We start from the raw sequence: 22,549 nt of genomic DNA, 5'->3' as shown, positions 1-22,549 counted from the left end.
GCGGTCAGATCATCGACTTGAGGTTGTCGGCCGGGTCGAGGCCGAGGGAACTGAGCGCCGATGCGTGGTACACGGTGCTCGGCACGTGGATCGCGTGCGCGAGGCCGGCGTGCGCGTCCCGCCAGTACCGCTGCAGGGGCTTGTCCATGCGCAGCGCGTTGCCGCCGGAGCGGGCGAAGATCTGGTCGACGGCGGTGACCGCCCGCCACGCGGCCCGCACCTGAGTGCGGCGTCCGGCGGCGCGGTCCTCGAACGTGACCTCCTTGCCCGACTCGACGAGGTCCCAGATCCTGTCGACGTTGGCGAGCAGTTCCTGGCGGGCGGCGTTGATGTCGGCCGCGGCCTCACCGACGGCGAACAGGACGTAGGGGTCGTCCTTGATCGCGGTGCCCTGCGCGCCGACGCGGTCGCGCTGGTAGTCGAGGTGGGCGGCCAGGGCGCCCTCGGCGATTCCCACCACGGCGGAGGAGATTCCGAGCGGGAACATCGTCGACCACGGCATGTTGTACAGCGTCTCGGTGCGCCCGAACTTCTGCACCGCGGTGCCGTTCATGACCTCGTCGGCGTCCATCACCCGGTAGTCGGGGACGAAGGCGTTCCGGACGATGATGTCCTTGGACCCGGTGCCCTTGAGCCCGACGACGTTCCACGAGTCCTCGACGATCTCGTAGTCGCTGCGCGGCAGGATCATGTGCAGCATCTTCGGCGGCAGCGCCATGGCGCCGTCCTTGTCGCCGAGCATGGCGCCGAGGAAGATCCAGTCGCAGTGATCGGTGCCCGAGGAGAACTGCCAGCGGCCGCTGAAGAGGTAGCCGCCGTCGACTGGGGTCGCGATCCCGGTCGGCGCGTACGGCGAGGCCATCCAGGTGTCGTTGTCGGCCGCCCACACCTCGTCCTGCACCTTCGGGTCGGCGAATGCCAGCTGCCAGGGGTGCACTCCGACGATGCCGCACACCCATCCCGTTGCCGGATCGAGGGAGGCCGCGGCCATCACCGTCTCCGCGAACTCGCGCGGGTGAGCCTCGTGGCCGCCGTACTTGCCGGGCTGAAGCAGCTTGATCGGTCCGGCCTCGCGGAGCTTCTTCGCCGTGTCGTCGGGCAGCCTGCCGATCCGCTCGGCCTCGGGCGCCTGATCACGGAGCTGGTCCGCGATCGCCATGATGTTGTCGAGAACCTCGTGGGTCATCTGTCGTGTCCTTCTTCTCTGAGCCGGCTCAGGCGTTGGTGTCGAGCGGCACGACGCCGTTGGCGAGGTTGTCGGCAACCTCCGCCTCCCAGCTCTGCACTGCCCTGGTGGTGTCGATCTCGAATTCGAAGCGCTTGGTCATGTCTTCGGTGATGTCCTCGACGTCGACGTAGAACTGCTGGTACCAGCGGCGCAGCTGGTACACCGGCCCGTCCTCCTCCGACAGCAGCGGGTTGTCGATGCGCGACTTGTTCAGCCAGATGTCGACGTCCTGCTTGAACCCGAGCTCCACGCCCTCCGCGAACTGGGCCGCCATGCCGTTCGCCACCTCGTCCGACAGCCCCTCGGGCTTCTTCACCATGGCGCCCCACTGCAGGACGAATGAATCGGCGCTGACCGGGTAGTGGCAGTTGATCAGCACCGTCTCGATCATCATGCCGTTCGCCTCGCTCCACAGCTTGTCGATCATGTAGGACGGGCCGAAGTACGACGCGTCCGAGCGCAGCGTCGAGTTGGGGTCGTCGTAGCTGGTGCCCACTGAGATGTCGTGGCGGGGCGTCGACTGCATGTACTGGGTGGCCACGTGCCCCTCGAACACGTTCTTGAAGTAGCGCGGGAACGAGAAGTGGACGTAGTAGAAGTGCGCCATGTCGACCACGTTGTCGACGATCTCGCGGCAGTGCGAACCCTCGACGAGCAGCGAATTCCAGGTCCAGTCGGTCCATTCCGAAGAACCGAATCCCTCGATCTCGGGAATCGTCACGTCGGCGGGCGGCGGGTTGCCCTGCGGGTCGTTCCAGACGTAGAGCTGGCCGTTGCGCTCGATGGTCGTCCAGGCCCGGGTCCGCGCCAGCGGCGGGACGCGCCGCGCATACGGGATTCCCGTGCACTTGCCGTTGCCGCCCCAGCGCCAGTCGTGGAACGGGCAGGCGATGGAGTCGCCCTTCACGGTGCCGTGCGCCAGGTTGCCACCCATGTGGCGGCAGTAGGCGTCGAGCACGCTCAGGGTGCCGTCCGACGTCTCGAACACCACCAGCGACGTGCCGAACGCATCGATCTGATGCGGGGCGCCGTCCCTGAAGGTCTTCGCCAGACCCAGGCAATGCCACCCGCGCGCGAAACGCGTTGGTGCCGATCCCACTTCGATCATCCGGACTTCGTCGCCGTCAACGGCACTGTTGCGCGCCATGTCTACCTCCGCCTCGCTGTACGTCAAGAACACCCTCGGGGTGTGGTGTAGCTCATAGTCGGCGCACGCGGTCCGTTCCGGTACCCGACTCTCCCACTCAGCGAGAGGCTTTCGTATCCACGCATCGCGGCAGAACTTCCGCGTCCCGATCACAGGGACCCACACCCCCCGTTTCCCCGCCGCGGCGACTACCGTGCGGATCACATACCCGGAAATTGGGAGGACCGATGGCCGCACTCATCTCTTCGCAGCCGCACACAGCAGAGATTCGCCGGCTGTGCGCCGACGCCGTCCCGAGCGGGGTGATCGTCGCACCCCAGCCGGGGGCGGCCGTCGAGCAGGACTTCCTCCTCCTGCGACCGCGCCGGACGCCGGACGACGCGCTGACGGCACAGGTCCGCAGGGTGGGCGACCACGACCTGCTGGTCCGCTTCCACAACCGCGACGAGCAGTTGGTCTTCGAGTTCTGGACGAACAGCTTCACCGGCGCCGCGACACCGGACGACCGGTCGGCAGATCTGCTCGAGCGCCACTGCGCCGAGCAGTTCCCCGGAACGCTCCGCAGGTTCCGCACCCGCATCCGGCGGGCCGTGCCGTCCGATGCGGACTTCACGTCCTCGCTGCAGCAGACGTACGTCCAGGACGGCGTGCGCATGACCGACGTCACCGTCACCTGCACGCTCGACGGCGACGTGCTCGCCCGGGCCTGGGCCACGTACGCGCTGCCCGACTGAGCTGCTCATTTTCCCACGAATTGGTCAGCCGCACAGGCAATTGCCTGTGCGGCTGACCAATATCTGGGCAACTACCCCACCGGGTCTGCCAGCCGCGTCCGGGACCGGCTGAACTCGAACCCGCGGAACCCCTCCTCCGCGACGTCCGCGCAGATCCGCCCATACGCGCCGAAGCCCCCGATGTACGGCATGAACACGCGGGGTTTGCCCGGAATGTTGGCGCCCATGTACCAGGAGTTCGCCAGCGGGAACAGGGTTTGCGCGGCAAGCTCGCGGCAGTGCTCCACCCACTGCTCGGTGGCCGGGACCGATGCCTCGACCGCGTCGTAGTCCTTCTCCCACAGGTGCTCGATGCAGTCCGCGATCCAGTCGACGTGCTGCTCGGCGCCGAGCACCATGTTTGCCAGCACCGATGGGCTGCCCGGCCCGGTCACGACGAACAGGTTCGGGAACCCCGGAACACCTACACCCAGATAGGTTTTCGGTCCCTCACTCCAGTACTCGGCGAGGGAGACGCCGTCCCGGCCGACGATCCGCATGCGGTCGAGGGCTCCGGTCATGGCGTCGAATCCGGTGGCGAACACCAGCGTGTCGAGGCCGTAGTCGGCGTCGGCGGTGGTGATCCCCGACGGGGTGATCGACTCGATCGGCGCCGCCTTCAGATCCACCAGGGTGACGTTCGGCCGGTTGTACGTTTCGAAATAGTGGGTGTCGGTGACGATCCGCTTGGTCCCGATGGGGTGATCGTTCGGGATCAGCTTGTCCGCGACCGCGGGGTCGTCGACGAGGCGGCGGATCTTGTTCTCCGCGAACTCCCGCGCGGTCGCGTTCGCGGCCTCGGTCTTCGTCTGGTCCGGAAAGGTTTTCGCGAACAGCACCCCGCCGAGCTTCCATCGCGTCTCGTAGGCGTCGCGGCGTTCCTCCTCGGACACCTCCAACGCCGACTTCGGGTGCGCGTTGTACGGCGACCCGCCCCCGCTCTCCCGCGACAGCCGCCTGCGCTCGTCGTATCCCGCCTTGATCGCGCGCCGCATCTCGTCGTCCCACATCTCGTTGCCCGCGGGGACGCTGTAATTGGCGCTGCGCTGGAACACGTACAGGTGATCCGCCTGCTCGGCGATGACGGGAATCGACTGGATTCCCGAGGAACCGGTGCCGATGATCCCGACCCGGCGGCCGGTGAAGTCGACCCCCTCGTGCGGCCAGTGGCCGGTGTGATGCGTGTCGCCGGTGAAGGATTCGCGTCCCGGGATGTTCGGCATGTTCGCGGTGGACAAGGCACCGGTCGCGAAGATGCAGTACCGGGCGGACAGGACGTCACCGCGGTCGGTGCGCACCTCCCACCGCAGCGTGTCCTCGTCCAGTTCCGCGGACGTCACGCGGGTGCCGAACAGGAAACGGTCGCGGAGATCGAACCGGTCGGCGACGTGATCGATATACGCCAGGATCTCGGGCTGGGTGGCGTACTTCTCGCTCCAGTCCCACTCCTGCTCGAGTTCCCGCGAGAACGAGTACGAGTAGTCGACGCTTTCCACGTCGCACCGGGCGCCGGGGTAGCGGTTCCAGAACCACGTTCCGCCGACTCCGTCCGCGGCCTCGACACCCTGGACCGTCAGACCCAGGCTCCGCAGTTTGTGGACGGCGTACAGACCCGCGAATCCCGCGCCGACGACGACCGCGTCCACGTCGCCGATCCGATTCGCCCGAGCATCAACTTCGGTGCGTGCACTCACGGGCGCGCTCCTCTCCCATTCGACAGACACATTCCGGCAGCAAGGCCTGTCTGGGACGGTAGGTCGGAGCACCCGGGCAGCTACAGGTTCGTTCCCGGTGAGCGGTCGGGCAGCGCCTAATGGGAGTCGATCGGCGAGCCTTCGACAGGTGACTGCCCGTCCACGACAAGCTGATCACTGAGCCGCCGGCCGGTGAGCACTGCTCTCGCCTGGAGTGAGGTTGACTCCTAGAGTTAGATTGTGCCCCGGCCGGTCGGTGAGGTCGCCTATAGCGCTGATGGGATGTCGTGCCGTATGAGCACTGATCCATTAGGTCGATGCCGGGTGCCTCTGGGCTCGAACAGGTTTCATCAAGAATAGGAGACCAAAGGAGGCGATCGATGATCTTCGTCGGAGACGACTGGGCCGAACAACATCACGATGTCCATTTGATGGACGACACGGGCAGGCGACTGTCGTCGCGTCGGCTGCCGGAAGGACTCGCCGGCATCCGCACATTGCACGAACTGATAGCCGGCCACGCCGACGAGCCGGGTCAGGTCGTGATCGGCATCGAAACCGACCGCGGTCTGTGGGTACAGGCGCTGACCGCCGCCGGCTATCAGGTGTACCCGGTCAACCCCCTCGCGGTCGCCCGCTACCGCGACCGTCACCACGTCTCGGGCGCGAAGTCCGACGCCGGTGACGCCAAACTGCTCGCGGACCTGGTACGCACGGACCGGCACAATCATCGCCCGATCGCCGGCGACAGCCCGGACGTGGAGGCGATCAAGGTCCTCGCCCGCGGACACCAGAACCTGATCTGGGCCCGGACCCGGCAAACCAACGCGCTGCGCTCGGCGCTGCGCGAGTACTACCCGGCCGCGCTGGAGGTGTTCGACGACCTGCACGACCGCGACACCCTCGCCGTACTCGGTCGCGCCCCGACTCCCGCCGAGGCCGCGCACCTGACCCTGCCGGCGATCCGATCCGCGCTCAAAAGGGCTGGTCGGCAACGAAATCTCGATACCCGGGCCCGCGAAATCCGGGCCGGGTTGCGGGTCGAGCAGCTCGCCGCGCCGGCGCCGGTCGTCGCCGCGTTCGCCGCCACCACCCGCGCGGCGGTCGGTCTCATCGTCGAGTTGAACCGGCAGATCATCGAACTTGAGTCCACACTGGCCGACCATTTTGAGTCACACCCGGACGCCGACATCTACCGTTCCCTGCCAGGACTTGGTGTTGTGCTCGGCGCCCGGGTGCTCGGTGAGTTCGGGGACGACCCCGACCGCTACACCACCAGCAAGTCTCGCAGAAACTACGCCGGCACCTCCCCGCTGACGATCGCGTCCGGCAAGAAACGTGCGGTACTCGCCCGCCACGTCCGCAACCGGCGTCTCTACGACGCTATCGACCAGTGGGCGTTCTGCGCTTTATCGTCCAGTCCCGGTGCCCGGGAGTTCTACGACCAGCGACGCGACGCCGGCGACCTGCACCACCAAGCGCTCCGCGCCCTCGGCAACCGCCTCGTCGGCCTCCTCCACGGCTGCCTCCGCCACCACACCCACTACGACGAACACATCGCCTGGGATCACCGCACCATCCGGGCGGCTTGACGTCCTACGGCCCTGGGATGTCTAACTCGACACGACGGGAGCCAGTTCGGGGTCGATCACGTCCGCCAGGTCCTCCCACGGCACGGTGACGGTGACGAGCCCGATGGCGTGCGGCCCCACCTGGTAGTCGTTGAAGTGGATCTCCATGCCCGCCGGGGTGGCCAGCCAGTTGGCGAAGTTCGCCTCGGTCGGCTCGATGCCCGATCGCTCGAAGTCCGGTCCGGCGACCGTCTCGGGGAGGAGGCGCGCGGAACTGTCCGACAGCGCCTGCAGCCCGGCAGGCAGGTCTGGGAAGAGGTCGCCGAGCGTGATCGGTGCGGCCGTATCGGCATTCACCACCACCGTCGCGACGATCGGCGTGGGATGCGCCCCGGGCGGATCGGCGTTCCAGGACGTCACGAGCAGCCCGCTGATCACGTGCTCACCGATGTGCGCCACGCTGTGTTCCTGGCTGCTCAGCGTGAACGCGTCGGTGTCCCAGCCGTCGATCTGGTCCTGGAGCGCGGCGCGCATCGATTCGTTGAACTCGGCGGTGACCGCCGGGTCGCCGCCCTCGATCTGCGGGATGAGCACGTCGTAGCGGACGCGTCCGGTGGAACCGGTGACCTGCAGTTCGGACTCCGTGTAGGGCACCCCCGCGGGTGTCGCCGGACCGGTCGCCGGGTCGGTCATGGACGGACCCGCGTCGGACACGGTCGACGGCTCGCTCACCGCCGTGCCCGACGGGTCGGAGCAGGCGGCGGGCGCGAGGAGCACCGCGCCACCGAGCAATGACACCAGAATCGATCTCCGGAAGCCTCTCATCAGGCATCTCTACCACGTCCGATGCCCGGTCACCTACCGATCGGGTCGACGACGGTGTGCAGCAGTTCGACGAAACCCTGTGCGGTGGATGCATCGTAGAGGTCGGCGGAATACACCAGTTCGGCGTCGATTCCGGCGGGCCTCCCGTCGACGTCGTGACGTTCGGTGAAGTGGAAGTGCAGATCGCACTTGGCGATGTCGAGCGGACGCGGAGTGACCTCGAAGTCGAGCCCGGACACGTTCAGGGCGGCGGGAGCGAAGTTGTTCAGCGACAGCGCAACCTGGAACAGCGGGTGCAGGGAGGGCGACCGGGGCGGGTCGAGTACCTGCACGAGTCGTTCGAACTGCACATCGGCATTCGCCAGAGCGCGAAGCTCCACGCCGCGGGATCCTTCGACGATGTCGCACAGCGTCATGCTCGGGTCGACCCGGGTACGCAGAACCAGCGTGTTGACGAACATGCCCACCACGTCGTCGAGCGCCGGGTCTCCCCGACCCGCGATCGGAGTGCCGATCGCGATGTCGGGATCTCCGCTGAGGCGGGCGAGCAGGATCGCCACTGCCGCCCTGAGCGCCGTGAACAGGCTGGCATGATGCTCGTGCGCGGTGGCCAGCAGGCCTCGATGCGCATGCTCGTCGAGCGAGAACGGAAGCCGCCCCGCCCGGTAGGTCCACCGCTCCGGCCGGGGGCGATCGGTGGGCAGCGCAAGCTCCCCGCGCAGCCCCGACAGTTCCTTCGCCCAGTGGGCGATCTGCTTCGACGCGACACTCGCCGGGTCGTCCTCGTCGCCCAGCAGCGCCCGCCGCCACACGGTGTAGTCCGCGTACGTCGCGGTCGGCGGCTCCCAGCCGGGCGCCCCGCCCGCAGACCGGGCACCGTAGGCGTCCGCGAGATCCCGTGCCAGCGGCGCGAGCGACCAGCCGTCCGCGGCGATGTGGTGGACGACGCACGCCAGCAGGTGGTCTCGGTCGCCGAGCCGGAACAGCCGGGCGCGCAGCGGCGGGTCCCGCCGCACGTCGAATCCGGCGGACAGCAGGTTCGACGTCCGGGCTTCCGCTTCCGCCGCGCCGATCACCACCGGCCTGAGGTCGGGCATCGCGTCGGCCACGTCGAGCACGTACTGGTACGGCCCCGACGGCGAGTCGGGGAACACGGTCCTCAGTGACCGGTGCCTGCCGAGGACGTCCGCCATCGCCGAGCGCAGGGCATCGACGTCGAATTCGCCGCGCACGCGCACGGTGAAGGGGATGTTGTGGAGAGCGGGTTCCACGACGGTGCGGTCGATGAAGACTTGTGACGGGGACAGCGGCACGAGGGCGGGCAGCGGTGTGGCACCCAGCTTCGGTCCGCGCTGCGGGCGGATGGCCGGCGAGTGTGCGCAGGCCTCCGCGACCGTCACTGCCAGTGCAGCGACCGTCGGTGCGTCGAAGAGGTCGCGCACACCCATGCTTGTGCCGAGCTCGGCGTTGATCCGCGCGACCACCCTGATCGCCGACAGCGAGTCGCCGCTGAGGTCGAAGAACGAATCGTCGGCGCCTACTGCGTCCACACCGAGAACCTGGGCGAACACTCGCGCGACCCGACGCTCGGCCGGCGTCTCGGGGTCACGATGAGGCACCGAGTCCGAGCCGAACTCCGGCAGCGGCAGCGCTGCCCGGTCGAGTTTCCCCGTCGGTGTCAACGGGATCGAATTCAGAAGCATGATCGATTTCGGAACCATGTAGTCGGGCAGGAATCGTGCCAGCTGCGCTGTCAGCATGTCACGATCGATCGAGGCGTCCGGCTCGGCCATGATGTAGGACACCAGGTTCGGGTTTCCGGCCGAGGTCCGGTGCAGCACCGTCGCCGCGAACGTGACGCCCGGTTGCGCGGTCAGCGTGGCGTCGATCTCGCCGAGCTCGACACGGAATCCGCGGATCTTGATCTGGTCGTCCGCCCTGTCCAGGAACTCGAGTGTCCCGGTCGCCGTCCACCGGACGACGTCCCCGGTGCGGAACATCCGGGATCCTCGGCGGCCGAACGGGTTGGCCACGAACCGTGCGGCGGTCAGACCGTGGCGCCGGTGATAGCCCCGTGCGAGTGCCGAGGTGGCGAGGTAGAGCTCACCGACGGCGCCCACAGGAAGCGGACGCAGGCGGTGATCCAGAACCACCGCGTCCACGCCGCGCATCAGGGAGCCGATCGTCAGTCGCGCGTCCGGTGAGATCGGATCGGTGAGGGTGACGCTGCACGTCGTCTCCGTCGGACCGTACGCGTTGCGCATGTCCTGTCTGCCGGCCCACCGCCGCACCAACTCCTGCGGGCACGCTTCCCCTCCGACCAGCACCAACTCCAGGTCGTTCGTCGCGCCGGGGTCGATCGCGGCCAGTGCGGACGGCGTCGTCAGGAGGTGCGTGACGTGTTCGTCGCGCAACAGTCGCGACAGCTCGTCACCGCCGAACACGCCGGGCGGGGTCACGACGAGCGTCGCGCCGCCGATACTGGCCGCGAGTACTTCGACCAGCGCCGTGTCGAAACTCGGTGAGGCGAAATGCAGGACACGAGAACGCGAGGACACCGCGTACTTGTCCCGGATCTCCTGTGCCAGGTTGGCGAGACCCCGGTGGGTGACGACGACCCCCTTCGGTGTTCCGGTCGAGCCGGACGTGTAGATCAGATACGCGGGATGATCCACGAGCAGCGGACGGGTCCGTTCCGCATCGGGGAGGGTTTCTTCACAGAGGCTGTCGAGGTCGTCGATATCGGCGGTCAGCCATGCGACGGTGCCGGGCAGCCGGGACCGCTCCGAGCGGACGGTCAGCCCGACCGTCGCGCCGCAATCGTCCAGGGTGTACGCGATGCGAGCGCTCGGGTGTGAGGGGTCGATCGGGACATAGGCCGCGCCGGCCTTCGCGACCGCCCACAGCGCCAGCACCGACTCGATCGACCGTGGGATGGAGACCGCGACGACGTCCTCGGGTCCGATGCCCCGAACTGCCAGAAGGCGGGCCAACCGGGTGGCGAGTCGGTCCAGGTCGCCGTAGGACAGTGCGCGTCCCCGGTCGGTGATCGCAATCGCCGCCCGGTCGTTCGCGACGGTTCCCGTCAGGAGACGGTCGAGCGTGACGGCGTCCGTATCCGGACGACCCCGCGCGGGAGCGAATTCCGCGCGTTCGCCCGCGAAGAAGACGTCGAGATCGGCAACCGGTGCATCCGACTCGGCCGATGCGGTGAAGCGGTCGAGGAACGCGAGGAAACGCGAGTGGTGTCCGGTCAGTTCGGCGTGGTCGTACAGTGCCGGGTGTCCCTCGAAGTCGATCCGGGGGGCACTGCCCTCGGCCCCGGGATAGATGTTGACGGCGAGGTCCGCGACGGGACCGGTGGTGAGTACCCGGACCGTCCCGTGGACGGCGCCCAGCGTGATCTCCTTGGTGAACATCATGACGTTGACCACCGGCCCGAAATGCAGGAGTTCGACCCCTCCCGAGGCGAGGTCCCGGCCGATGTCCTCGCGGCGGTAGCGTTGACGGCGCAGTGCCGCCGTCAACGCCGCCTCGGCGGTGTCGACCGCGCGGCTCACGGTGGAAGAGCCGATTCCGTTCAGCCGCAACGGGATCACATTGGAGACCGAGCCGCCGGCGTGCCTGAGGCAGGCCGTCGTCCGCGCCGACACGGGCAGGGACAGGACCACGTCGTCGGCGCCGGTCATCCTGGCGAGATAGGACGCGAAGGCGGCGACGGTCACGGCCGTCGGATTCCGCACACCGCCGCTCGCAGGCGTGTGCCCGGTCGCTGTCCGGGCGTCGACAACCGGTCGCGCGGCGCGGCCGCTCAGGCTGAGGACCGAAGCCGGCCCGCCGCCCTGTTCTCGCCAATAGTCGCGGTCGCGGGCGAACCGCGTGGAAGCACGGTAGGTCGCGTCTTCCCGCACGAGACGTTCCGGTCCCTCGATCCGGCAATCCGGGGGCTCTCTGCCCTCGACCGCGGCGACGTACAGTTCGGCCGTGCGGCTCATCAGCATCATCGCGGCGTACCCGTCCGACACGATGTGGTGGGCGCGGGAATACCAGTAGTAGTGATCGTCGCCCAGCCGCAGAATGTGCGAGACCAGGAGCGGGCCGTCGTACATGTCGGTGCGTGCGGTCCGGTCGTTCCGCATCCAGCGGTGCGCGGCCTCGACGGGATCCACCTCGCCGCGCAGGTCGGTGACGGGCACCCGATCGTCGCCGGTCGGATCCACGACCTGATGCGGCTGTCCGTCGATGTCCACCAGGCGCACCGATCCCCAGCCGAATTCGCGGTTCGCGCGACGGGTGGCGTCGCGGAGAGCACCCAGTTCGACCTGCCCGTCCAGCTCGACGTAGTGGGCGATGACGTACGGGACCTCCGGCGTGAGCTGTTGCGCGAACCAGATGGATCGCTGCGCTGCGGTCAGCGGAAAGGCGCCGACGGTCGAACGCGTCGGCTGCGCGAGCAGACGTTCCAGGACGGCCACGTGCGGCCGGACGGGCGTGGGCCTCTCCGGACAGGCGCATGCCGTGCCACCGGATTGCTGCGAATCGAAATACATGTTCAACTCCCCCCTCGGGCTCTGCTCTGCGTACTCCGCCTCCCCACCGCGCAGAGTTGTCGCGGATGGCGGATCGGCGACGGATACGGCACTACCGTTAGCGTGCACCACCCACAGGTGGCGCAACAGGGACCCCAGGGTGATCACTTCCTACCCTCGAAATAAAGGAGGTGCCCCAGCCGCCATCCGAGTAGCGTCGATCGGGTGACTATTCGCCTTGGATACCAGATGCCGAATTTCAGTTACTCCACCCCGGTCGCGGACCTGTTCCCGACCGTGATCGCACAGGCCCGTGAGGCCGAATCCGCGGGCTTCGACACCGCATTCGTGATGGATCACTTCTATCAGCTGCCCGGCCTCGGTGAGCCCGACGAACCGATGCTCGAGGCGTACACCGCGCTCGGCGCCCTCGCCACGGCCACCGAGAACATTCAGCTGTCCGCCCTCGTCACCGGCAACACGTACCGCAACCCACCCATGCTCGCGAAGGCGGTGACCACCCTGGACGTCGCCAGCGGCGGACGCGCCGTCCTCGGGATCGGGGCCGGCTGGTTCGAACTCGAGCACCAGCAGTACGGCTACGAGTTCGGCACGTTCACCGACCGGTTCGAACGGCTCGACGAGGCGCTTCAGATCATCGCGCCGATGCTGCACGGTCAGCGCCCGACGTTCGACGGCAAGTGGTACCACGTCGAGAACGCGATCAACGAGCCGCGGATCCGCGACGACCTGCCGATCATGCTCGGTGGTGGCGGGGAGAAGAAGACGTTCGGTCTCGCCGCCCGGTTCGCCGATCACCTGAACATCATCTGCAACGCGAGCGAGTTGCCGCGCAAGCTCGAAGCCCTCGACGCGCGCTGTTCGGAGATCGGCCGCGACCGGTCCACGCTGGAGACCAGCTATCTGGCCTTCGTCATCATCGACGAGGACGGCGACCGCGCCCGCCAACTCCAGCACGAGTTCCTGCTCGCGCGGGGCGTCGACCTGTCGAAGGCGTCGGACGAGGAACGCGCCGCCGCCACCGACCGGCAGTTCTGCGGTGCCCCCGACGAGGTGGCCGAGCAGCTGAAGACCCGGGTCCTCGATCCGGGAATCGACGGCGTCGTCCTCAATCTCGTCGCCAACGGGCACGAACCCGGCATCGTGGAACTCACCGGCCGCACGTTGCGACCACTCGTCGAGGCCTGACACCGGCCAGGAATACGCGCACTGCCTCCGCGGTTGTACCCGGAGGTAGTGCGCGAGGCTAACCTCTCGCACCTCGGTGACGAAAGGTGAAGAAGCCCGTGAGTGCTGTTCTGTCGATTCTGGATCTGGCCTACATCCGCGAGGGCGACACGGCGCGGGACAGTTTCGACGCGAGCGTGAAACTGGCGCAACTCGCGGAGACCCGCGGGTACCGCCGCATCTGGTACGCCGAGCACCACAACATGCCGTCGATCGGCTCCTCGGCGACGAGCGTCCTCATCGCGCACGTCGCCGCGCACACCCAGAACATCCGGCTCGGCGCCGGTGGCATCATGCTGCCCAACCACGCGCCGCTGACGATCGCCGAGCAGTTCGGCACCCTCGCGACCCTGCACCCCGGCCGCATCGACCTCGGACTCGGCCGCGCCCCCGGCAGCGACCAGAAGACGATGTACGCACTGCGCCGCGACGCGGCGTCCGCGGACCGGTTCCCGCAGGACGTGCTGGAACTCCAGGCGTACCTCAAAGGCGTGTCACGGGTGCCCGGCGTCGATGCGATTCCCGGCAAGGGCACCAACGTTCCCCTGTACATCCTCGGATCCTCGCTGTTCGGCGCGCAGCTCGCCGCGAAATTCGGCCTGCCCTACGCCAACGCGTCCCACTTCTCCCCCGACTCGCTCGTGGACGCCGTCACGCTGTACCGGGAACGGTTCGAACCGTCCGAGGAGCTGTCCGAGCCGTACGTGATCGCCGGCGTCAACGCCATCGCCGCGGACACCACCGAGGACGCGCACCGGCAGTTCGAGGCCTCGCTGCGGCGACGGGTGGTGCAAATGGTTGGACGCGGTCAGAAGTTCACACCCGAGGAGGTCGACCTCATCATGACGTCCCCGGCGGGTCAGCAGGTCGCGCAGATGGTGCGGTACTCGGCGGTCGGCACACCCACCGAGGTCAAGACGTACCTCGACGAGTTCGCCGAGCACGCACAGGCCGACGAACTGATCGTCGCCTCCCACGCCGAGAACACCGAGTCCTGGCTGAAGACGTACGACCTGCTCGCCGACGTGTGGCGCTCCGCACCCGTGCGCCTTTCTGGTAGCTAGCACAACCAGAAAGGCGCACGGGCGGCGAAGCCGCCTACTGCTGGTGGACGATCACGCCACGCAGGTTCTTTCCGTCCCGCAGATCCTGGTAGCCCTCGTTCACCTGCTCGAGCGTGTACTTGGTGGTGATCAGCTCGTCGAGCTTGAGCTGACCCGCGTCGTACAGCCGCAGCAGGCGGACGATGTCGTACTGCGGATTGGCCGAGCCGAACAGCGAACCCTTGATCGTCTTCTGGTTCAGGGTCAGGTCGGTTCCCGAGATGTGCACCGTGAGCTTCGCGGGGTCGGCGAGGCCGGTGATGACGACGGTGCCGCCCTTACCGATGACGGCGGTCGCGTTCTGCACCACCTCTTCGTCGACGGTGCCCACCAGGATGAGGGCCTGATCGGCGCCCTGGCCCCAGGTCAGTTCGTTGACCTTCTCCGCCGCGGTTGCGGCGTCGGCGAACGCGTGGGTGGCGCCGAACTTCAGGGCGGCCTCCCGCTTCATCGCCACCGGGTCCACCACCACGACGTACTTGGCGCCGGCGCTGACCGCGCCCTGCACGGCGTTGATGCCGAGTCCGCCGATGCCGTAGATGACGACGGTGTCACCGGCGCGCACGCCGCCGGCGTACACCGCGGTGCCCCAACCGGACGGCACACCGCAGCCGACGAGGACGGCGGTCTCCAGCGGAAGCCAGTCGTCCACCTTGACCACCGAGTGCTGCGAGATCGTGGCCCGCTCCGCGAACGTGCCGAGCATGCACATGGCGCCGAAATCCTGCTTGCCCGAGTGGAACCGGAACGAACCGTCCGGCATCGAACCCTCGAGGATGGTGGCACCCATGTCGCACAGGTTCTGACGGCCCGTGGCGCAGTAACGACACGTGCCGCAGTTCGGGATGAAGCTGCAGACCACGTGATCGCCGGGCTTCACCTTGGTGACACCGGGGCCGACTTCCTCGATGATGCCGGAACCCTCGTGCCCACCGACGATGGGGAACCGCGGCGGCAGATCGCCGTCGGTGAGGTGCAGGTCCGAGTGGCAGAGGCCTGCCGCGACATACTTGATGAGCACTTCGCCGGGACCCGGACCGTCGAGCTCGAGTTCCACGATTTCGAACGGCTTGTGCGTTTCGAACAGAACCGCTGCTTTGGTCTTCATGTCTTTCTCCTCGTTGAGTGACGGTCAGAGTGCGATGTTGACGGCTTTGGTCTGGGTGTAGAGGTCGATGGCGGTGGCCCCGAGCTCACGCCCCCACCCGGACTGCTTGTAGCCACCGAACGGCATGGCGGTGTCGAACCCGTTGTACTGGTTGATCCACACCGAACCGGCCTTGAGCTGGCGGGCCGTGAGGTGCGCCTTGGACAGGTCCTTGGTCCAGATTCCGGCGGCGAGGCCGTAGATGCTGCTGTTCGCCGCCTTCGCGACGCCCTCCTCCGCGTTGAAGGGCAGCGCGGCGACGACCGGGCCGAAGATCTCTTCCTCGACGATGCTGAATTCGGGCTTCACGTCGACGAACACCGTCGGCTCGACGTAGAAGCCGGTGTCGCCCCAGCGCTTTCCGCCGGTGAGGGCGCGGGCGCCGTCGGCGAGTCCGGCGGCCAGATAGCCAGTGACCTTGTCGAACTGTTCCTGCGACACGAGCGGTCCGAGCTGGGTGGTGGGGTCGAGTCCGGGGCCGATCTTGACCTGGCTCGCGGCCTCGGCGACCGCGGCGGTGAAGTCGTCGAAGATGCTGTCCTCGACGAACATCCGGGTTCCTGCGACGCAGCACTGGCCGTGGTTGAACAGCCAGGCGTTGAGCGATCCGGTGACGGCGGCGTCGAAGTCCGCGTCCGCGAACACGACGTTGGCGCTCTTGCCGCCGAGTTCGAGCGACACCTTCTTCAGGTTGCCGCGGGCGGCGTCGACGATCTTCTTCCCGACCTCGGTGGAGCCGGTGAACGCGATCTTGTCGACGTCGTCGTGAGCCGACAGCGCGGCCCCGGCGTCGCCGAAGCCGGTGACGATGTTGACGACGCCGGGCGGGAAGCCGGCCTCCTCGAACACCTCACCGAGCAGGATCGCGGTGAGCGGGGTCTGCTCCGCGGGCTTGAGGATCACCGTGTTGCCCGCCGCGAGCGCGGGGGCCAGCTTGAACGCGGCCATCAGCAGCGGGAAGTTCCAGGGAACGATCAGTCCACAGACGCCGACGGGTTCACGAAGCGTGTACGCGTGGAACTGGCCGCCGGGGACGAACGGCATGCTCACGTTGACCGTGCTGCCCTCGATCTTGGTGGCCCAGCCCGCGAAGTAGCGGAAGATGTCGGCCGACCAGGCGACGTCGACGGCCGCGGCGATGCCCGCCGACTTGCCGTTGTCCAGCGCCTCGAGCTGACCGAATTCCTCGGCGCGCTCGGAGAGGATGTCGCCGACCCGCCAGATGAGGCGTTCGCGCTCGTTGGGCTTCATGGTGGACCACGGGCCCTCGTCGAACGCCGTGCGTGCGGCCCGGACTGCACGGTCGACGTCCTCGGCGCCACCGCGTGCGACGGTGGTCAGCACCTGCCCGTTGGCGGGGTCGATGGTCTCGAACGTCTCGCCGCTGGCCGATTCCACCCACTGCCCGCCGACGAGGAATCGCTTGGTGCCGGACAGAAAGTTCCGTACCGACGGCAAGAGTTCCGCTTGGCTGGGTTCGATCGTCGCTGTCATCAAAACCTCCGAAGTTGTGAATGTGACGTGGCTCATAGTGCACTGATTGCCATATCACTAACTGTCCTGACTTCGGACACCTCCGGACGGTCGCGGATCGGTGGATGAAACTGCAGCTAGACGGTGATATCGAGGGCCCGCATCCGGACGTAGAGCGTGCTGCGGCTGATGCCCAGCGCGGCCGCGGCGTGCACCTTGTTGCCGCCACTTTCCTGCAGTGCGTCGACGATGGCCTGGCGTTCGGCGCGTTCGCGGCCCGCCAGCCGGGACACCCGCGGCGGCGTCCGATACTGGTCGGGCAGATCCGCGACAGCGAGGTGCGCACTGGTGCGCCCGCGCGCGGCCGCCTGCAACACGACGGACAGTTCCGCGATGTTGCCCGGCCAGTCGCGGGCGATCAGAGCGTCCAGCGCGCTCGCCGAGAGCCGGAGGCCCGGTTCGACGGAGTCGAGGACCGCCTGCGCGATGTCCGCGAACTCGCGGGTGCGTTGCCGCAGCGGCGGCAGCACCACCTGTCCGGGGCACCGGCCTGCCAGACCGGCCACTCCCGGCGGCAGGTCACCGAGCGGCGAACTGGTCATCACGATCCGGGGACCCGCGTCGGCCGCCAGCATCTTCACGACCAGCGGCAGCATCGATTCGGGCAGCAACTGCACCTCTTCGATCGCCAGGACCGCGGAGGGTCCCGCCACCAGGGCGAGCAGTCGATCGATCCAGGCCTCGGCACCGTCGAGAGCGATCGTGGCAGCGTCCATACATACGAGCGACCGGTCGCCGGCCAGATCGCGGACCGCCGTGGTCCTGCCGGTTCCCGGTTCGCCGCTGATCACCACCGGATCCCGGGTCTCGCGCAGCCGCGACAACTCCGACCTGCTGCGTTCGACGACGGAACTCGACGGCGACTTGCCGCGCCGGATGGGGGTGCTCGTCCGGCGGTCCGGGCGGACGACGAACACCGCGCCGCCGTCGGTGCCCGCCACGTGGTCGGCCCGGACCAACGCCGGTTCGCCCGAGGACAATCGGATCCGCACCGTCTTCGACTGCTCCGGGCGCAGATCCGCGGCAAGCCCCCGCAGCGTCGCGTGATCGGACACCTGGAGCAGATCGAGGGCGACCCGGTTGCTGAGCAGGATGTCCTCGCCGATCGCGGTGACCGCCATCTGATTCTGCGGCGACACCCGCTGGAACGCGTCCACGAGCCGCTGCTGCGACACCCGGGACCCCTCGAGCAGCCGTCGCTCGATGTCGCCGGCCGCGCGGGCCAGGAACGGGGCGAACAGCGGGTTGGCCCGCGACGCGACGCCCGTCATGTCGAGGATGCCCTCGACGCGGCGCGTCACCGGATGCACGATCGGGTGTCCGTAACAGCTGAGGTCCTTGAACCGGTCGAGGTAGTGCTCCTCGCCGTGGATCACGACTCCGCGCCGGACTTCCAGCGGCGTCCCCAGCGCGGTGGTCCCGACGCAGTCCTCGCCGAACCTCGATCCCAGCACCGCCCCGGCGCCGTCGATCAGGCGCTCGAGTTTGCCGCCGTCGAACAGCCGGGCGACGATGCGGCAGTCGCGGTCGGCGAGCAGGACACAGAAACCGGTGCCCTGGATCTGCTGTTCCATCTCGTCGAGGACGGGCCGGGCCGCCTGCAGCAGCCGACTGGACTTGTCCAGGTCGGGACAGGGATCATCGCTCGGCGTCGACGTCGGTTCCAGCCCGCTGAGCGCCGAACGCTTCCAGGACAACGCGATCTCCGGCCGCATCGCCGCGTGCCCGGTCGTGCCGCCAAACTCCAACCTCGACTCCTTGCCGCGCGCGGATCCGGTCGTGCACCGGTGCACGACTCACATCCGAACGTACCCACACCGTGTGACCCACGCCATAGTGCCCGCGGGACGCGGCGAGCAACTGTCCGGATTCTGGACAGTCCCCGATCGGTCAGCCGAACAGGCCCCGCACGAACGGGATGGTGTCGGCCTGCGAACCGACGAGCGTGCCGCTGTGGTCGGTGGGATACGTCGTGAACGTGACCGGCTCACCGTTCGCGGTGAGCGCGGCGACCAGCGAGAACGCCGACGGCGCGGGCACGTCGATGTCGGTGAGCCCCTGCCCGATGAACAGGGGACGGTCGTATCCGCTCGTCGGGACGCCCATGTAGTCCACGAGCATGCCGTGGAAGTTCGGAATCGTGTTCAACGGCTTGCTGAACAGGTCACCGACCACCACACCCTCCGCAGCATCGTGAAGTTCGTTGACGCACAGCTGTTCCGCAGCGTCCACGTAGTGCGCGCCGAGGGGTGTGAGGTACGAGTCGAGGTCGATCTCGGGGTGCGCCGACCGCAGTCCCGCGAGGATGTAGAACAGGTACGACGTGAGGCCGGCGGGGATCGCCGTGGGTGGCACCCCTGGGCCGAGCGGCAGCAGTGTCAGTTCGATGTTCGCGGGAACGCCCGTTCCCACGGCCCCGCGGTAGTCCAGCGTCTCCCCGCCGAACTCGGTGGCGTAGCGGGCGGTCGTGATCGCGGCCCCGCCACCCTGCGACTGCCCGACGACCACCCACTTGTTCGACAGCGACTCGTCGACGGCGCGTGCGGCCTTCACCGAGTCGACGACGCTGTGCGCCTCGACCTTTCCGTCGAGATAGGGCATCACACCGGGTGTGCCGAGGCCGACGTAATCGGTGGAGACGACGGCGTATCCCTGCTCGAGCCACCGTCCGAGGTACGGGTAGTCACGCTCGGGGAGCGCAGGACCGACGAGCGAGGGCGCGCAGTCGTCCGCGAGTCCGGACGTGCCGTGCGCCCACGCGACCACCGGCCAGCCCCCGTCGGGCGCGTCCCCCGGTGGCACGTACACGGCACCGCTGCTGAGTGCGGGACCTCCGTCGGACCCGATCGACCAGTACGTGATTCGCTGTGCGTCGGCGGTACCGGGGATCCAGAGGTCGGCGGGCAGCGGCTCGACGTCCACGACGCTCCCCGGCGTGCGGTCGGCCTCGTCGGCGAACGCGGCCGGGGAGACGAGGCACGTGCCGCCGACCGTCAGGGAGGCGATCGCGACGGATGCGGCGGCTCGCGCCATACGTACCGAGTGTGTCTTCACCGCTTCAAGATCCCACACGTGAGCGGCAAAGCGTGCCGGAGCACTCTTTGCCGCTCACGTGGGCTAGTGCTGGGCGGCCAGATCCCGTCCCCTGGTTTCCGGGATCGTGACCAGCGCGACGGTCGAGACCGCGATGAGCGCGAGGGCGTACCACTCGAACAGTTCCGGCGACCCACGGTCGGCGAAGAACGTCTGGACGTACGCCGCCGTCCCGCCGAACGCCGCCACCCCGATCGAGTACGGCACCCCGACACCGGCGGCGCGCAGCCCGGTCGGGAAGAGTTCGGCCATCATCGCCGGCATGACTGCCAGGAGCGCGCCCATCACGAACAGGGCGATCGCCATCGCGAAGAACAGGGTGAGCGCACTGTGCCCGATCATGGCGTTGAGCGGAAACAGCAGGGCCGCGATGCCGAGGTTGCCGATGTACAGCACCGGTTTGCGTCCGATCCGGTCCGACACCGCACCCCAGAAGGGCAGCGACGCAATCAGTACGAGGTTCGCGCCGACCCCCGCCCACAGTGCGCCGGACGGATCGATACCCCGGACCGTGATCGCGTACGCCGGCGCCGACACCGCCCACACGTAGTAGACGACGGTGCCGCCGACCGTGAAGAACAGGATTTGGAACACCTGCCGCCGATGCGCCACGAACAGTTGCCACATCGACTGCCTCGCGGTGTCCTCACCCGACTCCTCGTAGACCTCGGTCTCGCTCATCCGGGACCGCATCCACAGCACGAACAGGCCGAGCACGCCGCCTAGCAGGAACGGCACCCGCCAACCCCAGTCGGCCATCTGCTCCGAACTCAGTGTTGTCGTGAGCAATGCGCCGAGCAGCGTGCCCACCACTACTCCGGTGGTGTTGGAGATGTAGATGAGGCTGGACCAGAGTCCGCGCCGCGCCGTCGGCGCGAATTCCACGATGTAGGTCTGTGCGGACGGTAATTCGCCGCCGTGCGCGACGCCCTGCGCGAGACGCGCCACGACGAGGACCACCGCCGCCGCGACACCGATCGTCTGATGGGTCGGGGTCAGGCCGATGACCAGGCTGCCGATCGCGGCGAGGCCGACGGCGAGCGTCATGGACAGCTTGCGTCCCCGGCGGTCCGACAGCCAGCCGAACAGCAGACCGCCGAACGGCCTGGCAACGAATCCGACGGCGAAGACGCCGAACGACGCCAGCAGGTCGGAGACGGCGGACCCGGTGTGGAAGAACTGCGGGGCGAAGAACGCGGCGAACGTGGCGTAGACGGTCCAGTCGAAGTACTCGATCCCGTTGCCCGTGCCCACGCCGACGATCGCGCGAGCCTTCTCCCAGCGCTCGGACCGCTGACGGACGGTGGGCTGGCCTGCGTTTACGGACCCGCTTTCGGTAGCGATCCCGGTCATCGTGCGTCACCTCCGGCCGCGGCATTCTCGAGCCGGGCATCGCCGGACTGCGCCTTTTCCAGACGTCGAACGGCCAGCCCAGCGTAGATGGTGGCGGCGTCCGCGAGCACCGCGTCGTCGAATTGCGCCCGCGGCGAATGGTTCATGGGAGCCGCAGCGGGATCGGCGCCGGGCATGCACGCGCCCAGCCCGATGAACGCGCCGGGCACCTCCTGCAGGACGTAGGAGAAGTCCTCGGACCCGGCCATCGGATGCGTGACCGTCTCGTAGCGGTCCTCGCCCATGAGGTCGCTGACGACTTCGGCGCCGAACGCGACCTCGTCCACGTCGTTGATCGTCATCGGGAACTCCGGGGCCACGTCGACCTCGACGTCGACGCGTTGCGCGGACGCGACCCCCTCGAGCACCCTGCGCAGCGCTCCCGGCACCTTCTCGTACGTGGCGGGCGAATAGCACCGGACGGTCGCCTCGAACCGCGCATCGTCGGGAATGATGTTGTGCCGCGATCCGGCCCGCACGTTCGCGACGGTCACGACGACGGGGTCGAACACGTCAAACGTCCGGGTGATCATGGTCTGCAGCGACGTGATCATCTCGGCCATCGCGGTGATCGGATCCCGGGCGGTCGACGGGGACGAGCCGTGGCCACCCGCCCCGCGCACCGTCACGGTCAGTTTGTACGACGCCGCGAGCAGGGTGCCCGCCTTGGAGAAGAAGCGGCCCTGCGGCTTCTGGCAGGAGAAGACGTGCATGCCGTACGCGGTGTTCGCGCGCCGACCGGACGCGTCGAGGACGCCCTCGTCGACCATCACCTTGGCGCCGTCCCACCCCTCCTCGCCGGGCTGGAACATCAGGACGACGTCGCCCGCCAACCGGTCGCGGTGCCGGCTGAGCAGTTGCGCGGCCCCGACGAGCGCCGCGGTGTGCAGGTCGTGCCCGCATCCGTGCATGGCGCCGTTCTGCGCCGCGAAGTCGAGTCCGGTCTGTTCGGTGACCGGCAGTCCGTCCATGTCGGCGCGCAGCAGCACCGTCGGCGCGGCGCCCGCCGAGCGTCGGCCACCCCGGAGCACCGCGGTCACGGACGTCGTGCGGGTTCCCGTCGAGATCTCGAGCGGCAGTCCGTCCAACGCCGCGAGGACCGTTTCCTGCGTGCGCGGCAGGTCCAGACCGACCTCGGGTTCGCGGTGCAGTACACGCCGCAACTGCGCGAGGTCGCCCTGCAGAGCGCGGGCGTCGTCCAAGAGATCCATTGCTCTCCCTTATGTCGGTGGTCACGTTCGGGACCGAATGCGTCGGTGGTCATAT

Annotated in this window: 15 protein-coding genes; 4 read left to right on the top strand and 11 right to left on the bottom strand. The window is 68.1% G+C overall.

The window, feature by feature from the left end; translation table 11 throughout:
• Positions 1–4: 4 nt before the first annotated feature.
• Complete coding sequence (locus BLV94_RS34300) at positions 5–1,186, bottom strand: acyl-CoA dehydrogenase family protein (protein WP_072946410.1); 1,182 nt, start codon at positions 1,184–1,186, stop codon at positions 5–7.
• 28 nt (positions 1,187–1,214) lie between these two features.
• A complete protein-coding gene (locus tag BLV94_RS34295) occupies positions 1,215–2,375 on the bottom strand; it encodes a 3-ketosteroid-9-alpha-monooxygenase, oxygenase component (RefSeq protein ID WP_072946411.1) in 1,161 nt (386 codons plus the stop codon).
• A 227-nt stretch (positions 2,376–2,602) separates the two neighbouring features.
• Here BLV94_RS34295 and BLV94_RS34290 point away from each other — a divergent pair, with 227 nt between their 5' ends.
• Positions 2,603–3,109, top strand: coding sequence for a hypothetical protein (locus tag BLV94_RS34290; protein ID WP_072946412.1), 507 nt, complete (start codon positions 2,603–2,605; stop codon positions 3,107–3,109).
• A 71-nt stretch (positions 3,110–3,180) separates the two neighbouring features.
• Here BLV94_RS34290 and BLV94_RS34285 read toward each other — a convergent pair whose 3' ends face one another.
• Positions 3,181–4,803, bottom strand: a complete 1,623-nt coding sequence (locus BLV94_RS34285; RefSeq protein WP_072946425.1) for a flavin-containing monooxygenase — start codon at positions 4,801–4,803, stop codon at positions 3,181–3,183.
• A 419-nt stretch (positions 4,804–5,222) separates the two neighbouring features.
• Between BLV94_RS34285 and BLV94_RS34280 the strand changes: the two genes are divergently transcribed.
• Positions 5,223–6,434, top strand: coding sequence for an IS110 family RNA-guided transposase (locus tag BLV94_RS34280; RefSeq protein WP_072951815.1), 1,212 nt, complete (start codon positions 5,223–5,225; stop codon positions 6,432–6,434).
• Between the two features lie 21 nt (positions 6,435–6,455).
• On the opposite strand, the gene BLV94_RS34275 is transcribed toward BLV94_RS34280, so the two are convergent.
• Positions 6,456–7,238: an RsiV family protein gene (locus BLV94_RS34275; protein WP_074933890.1), complete on the bottom strand. Its 783-nt coding sequence runs from the start codon at positions 7,236–7,238 to the stop codon at positions 6,456–6,458.
• A 29-nt stretch (positions 7,239–7,267) separates the two neighbouring features.
• Positions 7,268–11,794 (bottom strand): non-ribosomal peptide synthetase, encoded by a 4,527-nt coding sequence (locus BLV94_RS34270; RefSeq protein WP_072948112.1) that lies wholly within the window; start codon positions 11,792–11,794, stop codon positions 7,268–7,270.
• A 198-nt stretch (positions 11,795–11,992) separates the two neighbouring features.
• Between BLV94_RS34270 and BLV94_RS34265 the strand changes: the two genes are divergently transcribed.
• Both BLV94_RS34265 and BLV94_RS34260 read left to right on the top strand, forming a co-directional pair.
• On the top strand, positions 11,993–12,976 hold the full coding sequence (locus BLV94_RS34265; protein WP_072948110.1) for an LLM class F420-dependent oxidoreductase: 984 nt from the start codon (positions 11,993–11,995) through the stop codon (positions 12,974–12,976).
• Between the two features lie 98 nt (positions 12,977–13,074).
• Complete coding sequence (locus BLV94_RS34260; RefSeq protein ID WP_072948139.1) at positions 13,075–14,079, top strand: LLM class flavin-dependent oxidoreductase; 1,005 nt, start codon at positions 13,075–13,077, stop codon at positions 14,077–14,079.
• Positions 14,080–14,113: 34 nt separating this feature from the next.
• Here BLV94_RS34260 and BLV94_RS34255 read toward each other — a convergent pair whose 3' ends face one another.
• The 6 genes from BLV94_RS34255 to BLV94_RS34230 all read right to left on the bottom strand — a co-directional run bounded on the left by BLV94_RS34255 (position 14,114) and on the right by BLV94_RS34230 (position 22,494).
• Positions 14,114–15,226: an NDMA-dependent alcohol dehydrogenase gene (locus BLV94_RS34255; RefSeq protein WP_072948107.1), complete on the bottom strand. Its 1,113-nt coding sequence runs from the start codon at positions 15,224–15,226 to the stop codon at positions 14,114–14,116.
• 24 nt (positions 15,227–15,250) lie between these two features.
• Positions 15,251–16,759 (bottom strand): aldehyde dehydrogenase family protein, encoded by a 1,509-nt coding sequence (locus BLV94_RS34250; protein ID WP_072948104.1) that lies wholly within the window; start codon positions 16,757–16,759, stop codon positions 15,251–15,253.
• A 116-nt stretch (positions 16,760–16,875) separates the two neighbouring features.
• Entirely contained in the window at positions 16,876–18,513 is a 1,638-nt protein-coding gene (locus tag BLV94_RS34245; protein ID WP_072948137.1) for a sigma-54-dependent Fis family transcriptional regulator, read from the bottom strand.
• Between the two features lie 175 nt (positions 18,514–18,688).
• A complete protein-coding gene (locus BLV94_RS34240; protein WP_072948102.1) occupies positions 18,689–19,831 on the bottom strand; it encodes an alpha/beta hydrolase in 1,143 nt (380 codons plus the stop codon).
• An 84-nt stretch (positions 19,832–19,915) separates the two neighbouring features.
• On the bottom strand, positions 19,916–21,244 hold the full coding sequence (locus BLV94_RS34235; RefSeq protein WP_072948099.1) for an MFS transporter: 1,329 nt from the start codon (positions 21,242–21,244) through the stop codon (positions 19,916–19,918).
• Positions 21,241–22,494, bottom strand: coding sequence for a M20 metallopeptidase family protein (locus BLV94_RS34230; RefSeq protein WP_072948096.1), 1,254 nt, complete (start codon positions 22,492–22,494; stop codon positions 21,241–21,243). The genes BLV94_RS34235 and BLV94_RS34230 overlap by 4 nt, the downstream gene beginning before the upstream one ends.
• Positions 22,495–22,549: the final 55 nt, after the last annotated feature.

The sequence above is a fragment of the Rhodococcus koreensis genome, from assembly GCF_900105905.1.
In the GTDB taxonomy this organism is placed as follows: Bacteria; Actinomycetota; Actinomycetes; order Mycobacteriales; family Mycobacteriaceae; genus Rhodococcus_F; species Rhodococcus_F koreensis.
This window is presented reverse-complemented; position numbering and strand designations above follow the sequence as displayed.

Bases quoted from the DNA above. Each gene is read 5' to 3' on its own strand.
- BLV94_RS34255 (WP_072948107.1), bottom strand. From the start codon at position 15,226: ATGAAGACCAAAGCAGCGGTTCTGTTCGAAACGCACAAGCCGTTCGAA.
- BLV94_RS34280 (WP_072951815.1), top strand. From the start codon at position 5,223: ATGATCTTCGTCGGAGACGACTGGGCCGAACAACATCACGATGTCCAT.
- BLV94_RS34250 (WP_072948104.1), bottom strand. From the start codon at position 16,759: ATGACAGCGACGATCGAACCCAGCCAAGCGGAACTCTTGCCGTCGGTA.
- BLV94_RS34230 (WP_072948096.1), bottom strand. From the start codon at position 22,494: ATGGATCTCTTGGACGACGCCCGCGCTCTGCAGGGCGACCTCGCGCAG.
- BLV94_RS34295 (WP_072946411.1), bottom strand. From the start codon at position 2,375: ATGGCGCGCAACAGTGCCGTTGACGGCGACGAAGTCCGGATGATCGAA.
- BLV94_RS34290 (WP_072946412.1), top strand. From the start codon at position 2,603: ATGGCCGCACTCATCTCTTCGCAGCCGCACACAGCAGAGATTCGCCGG.
- BLV94_RS34240 (WP_072948102.1), bottom strand. From the start codon at position 19,831: ATGGCGCGAGCCGCCGCATCCGTCGCGATCGCCTCCCTGACGGTCGGC.
- BLV94_RS34300 (WP_072946410.1), bottom strand. From the start codon at position 1,186: ATGACCCACGAGGTTCTCGACAACATCATGGCGATCGCGGACCAGCTC.
- BLV94_RS34235 (WP_072948099.1), bottom strand. From the start codon at position 21,244: ATGACCGGGATCGCTACCGAAAGCGGGTCCGTAAACGCAGGCCAGCCC.
- BLV94_RS34245 (WP_072948137.1), bottom strand. From the start codon at position 18,513: ATGCGGCCGGAGATCGCGTTGTCCTGGAAGCGTTCGGCGCTCAGCGGG.
- BLV94_RS34275 (WP_074933890.1), bottom strand. From the start codon at position 7,238: ATGAGAGGCTTCCGGAGATCGATTCTGGTGTCATTGCTCGGTGGCGCG.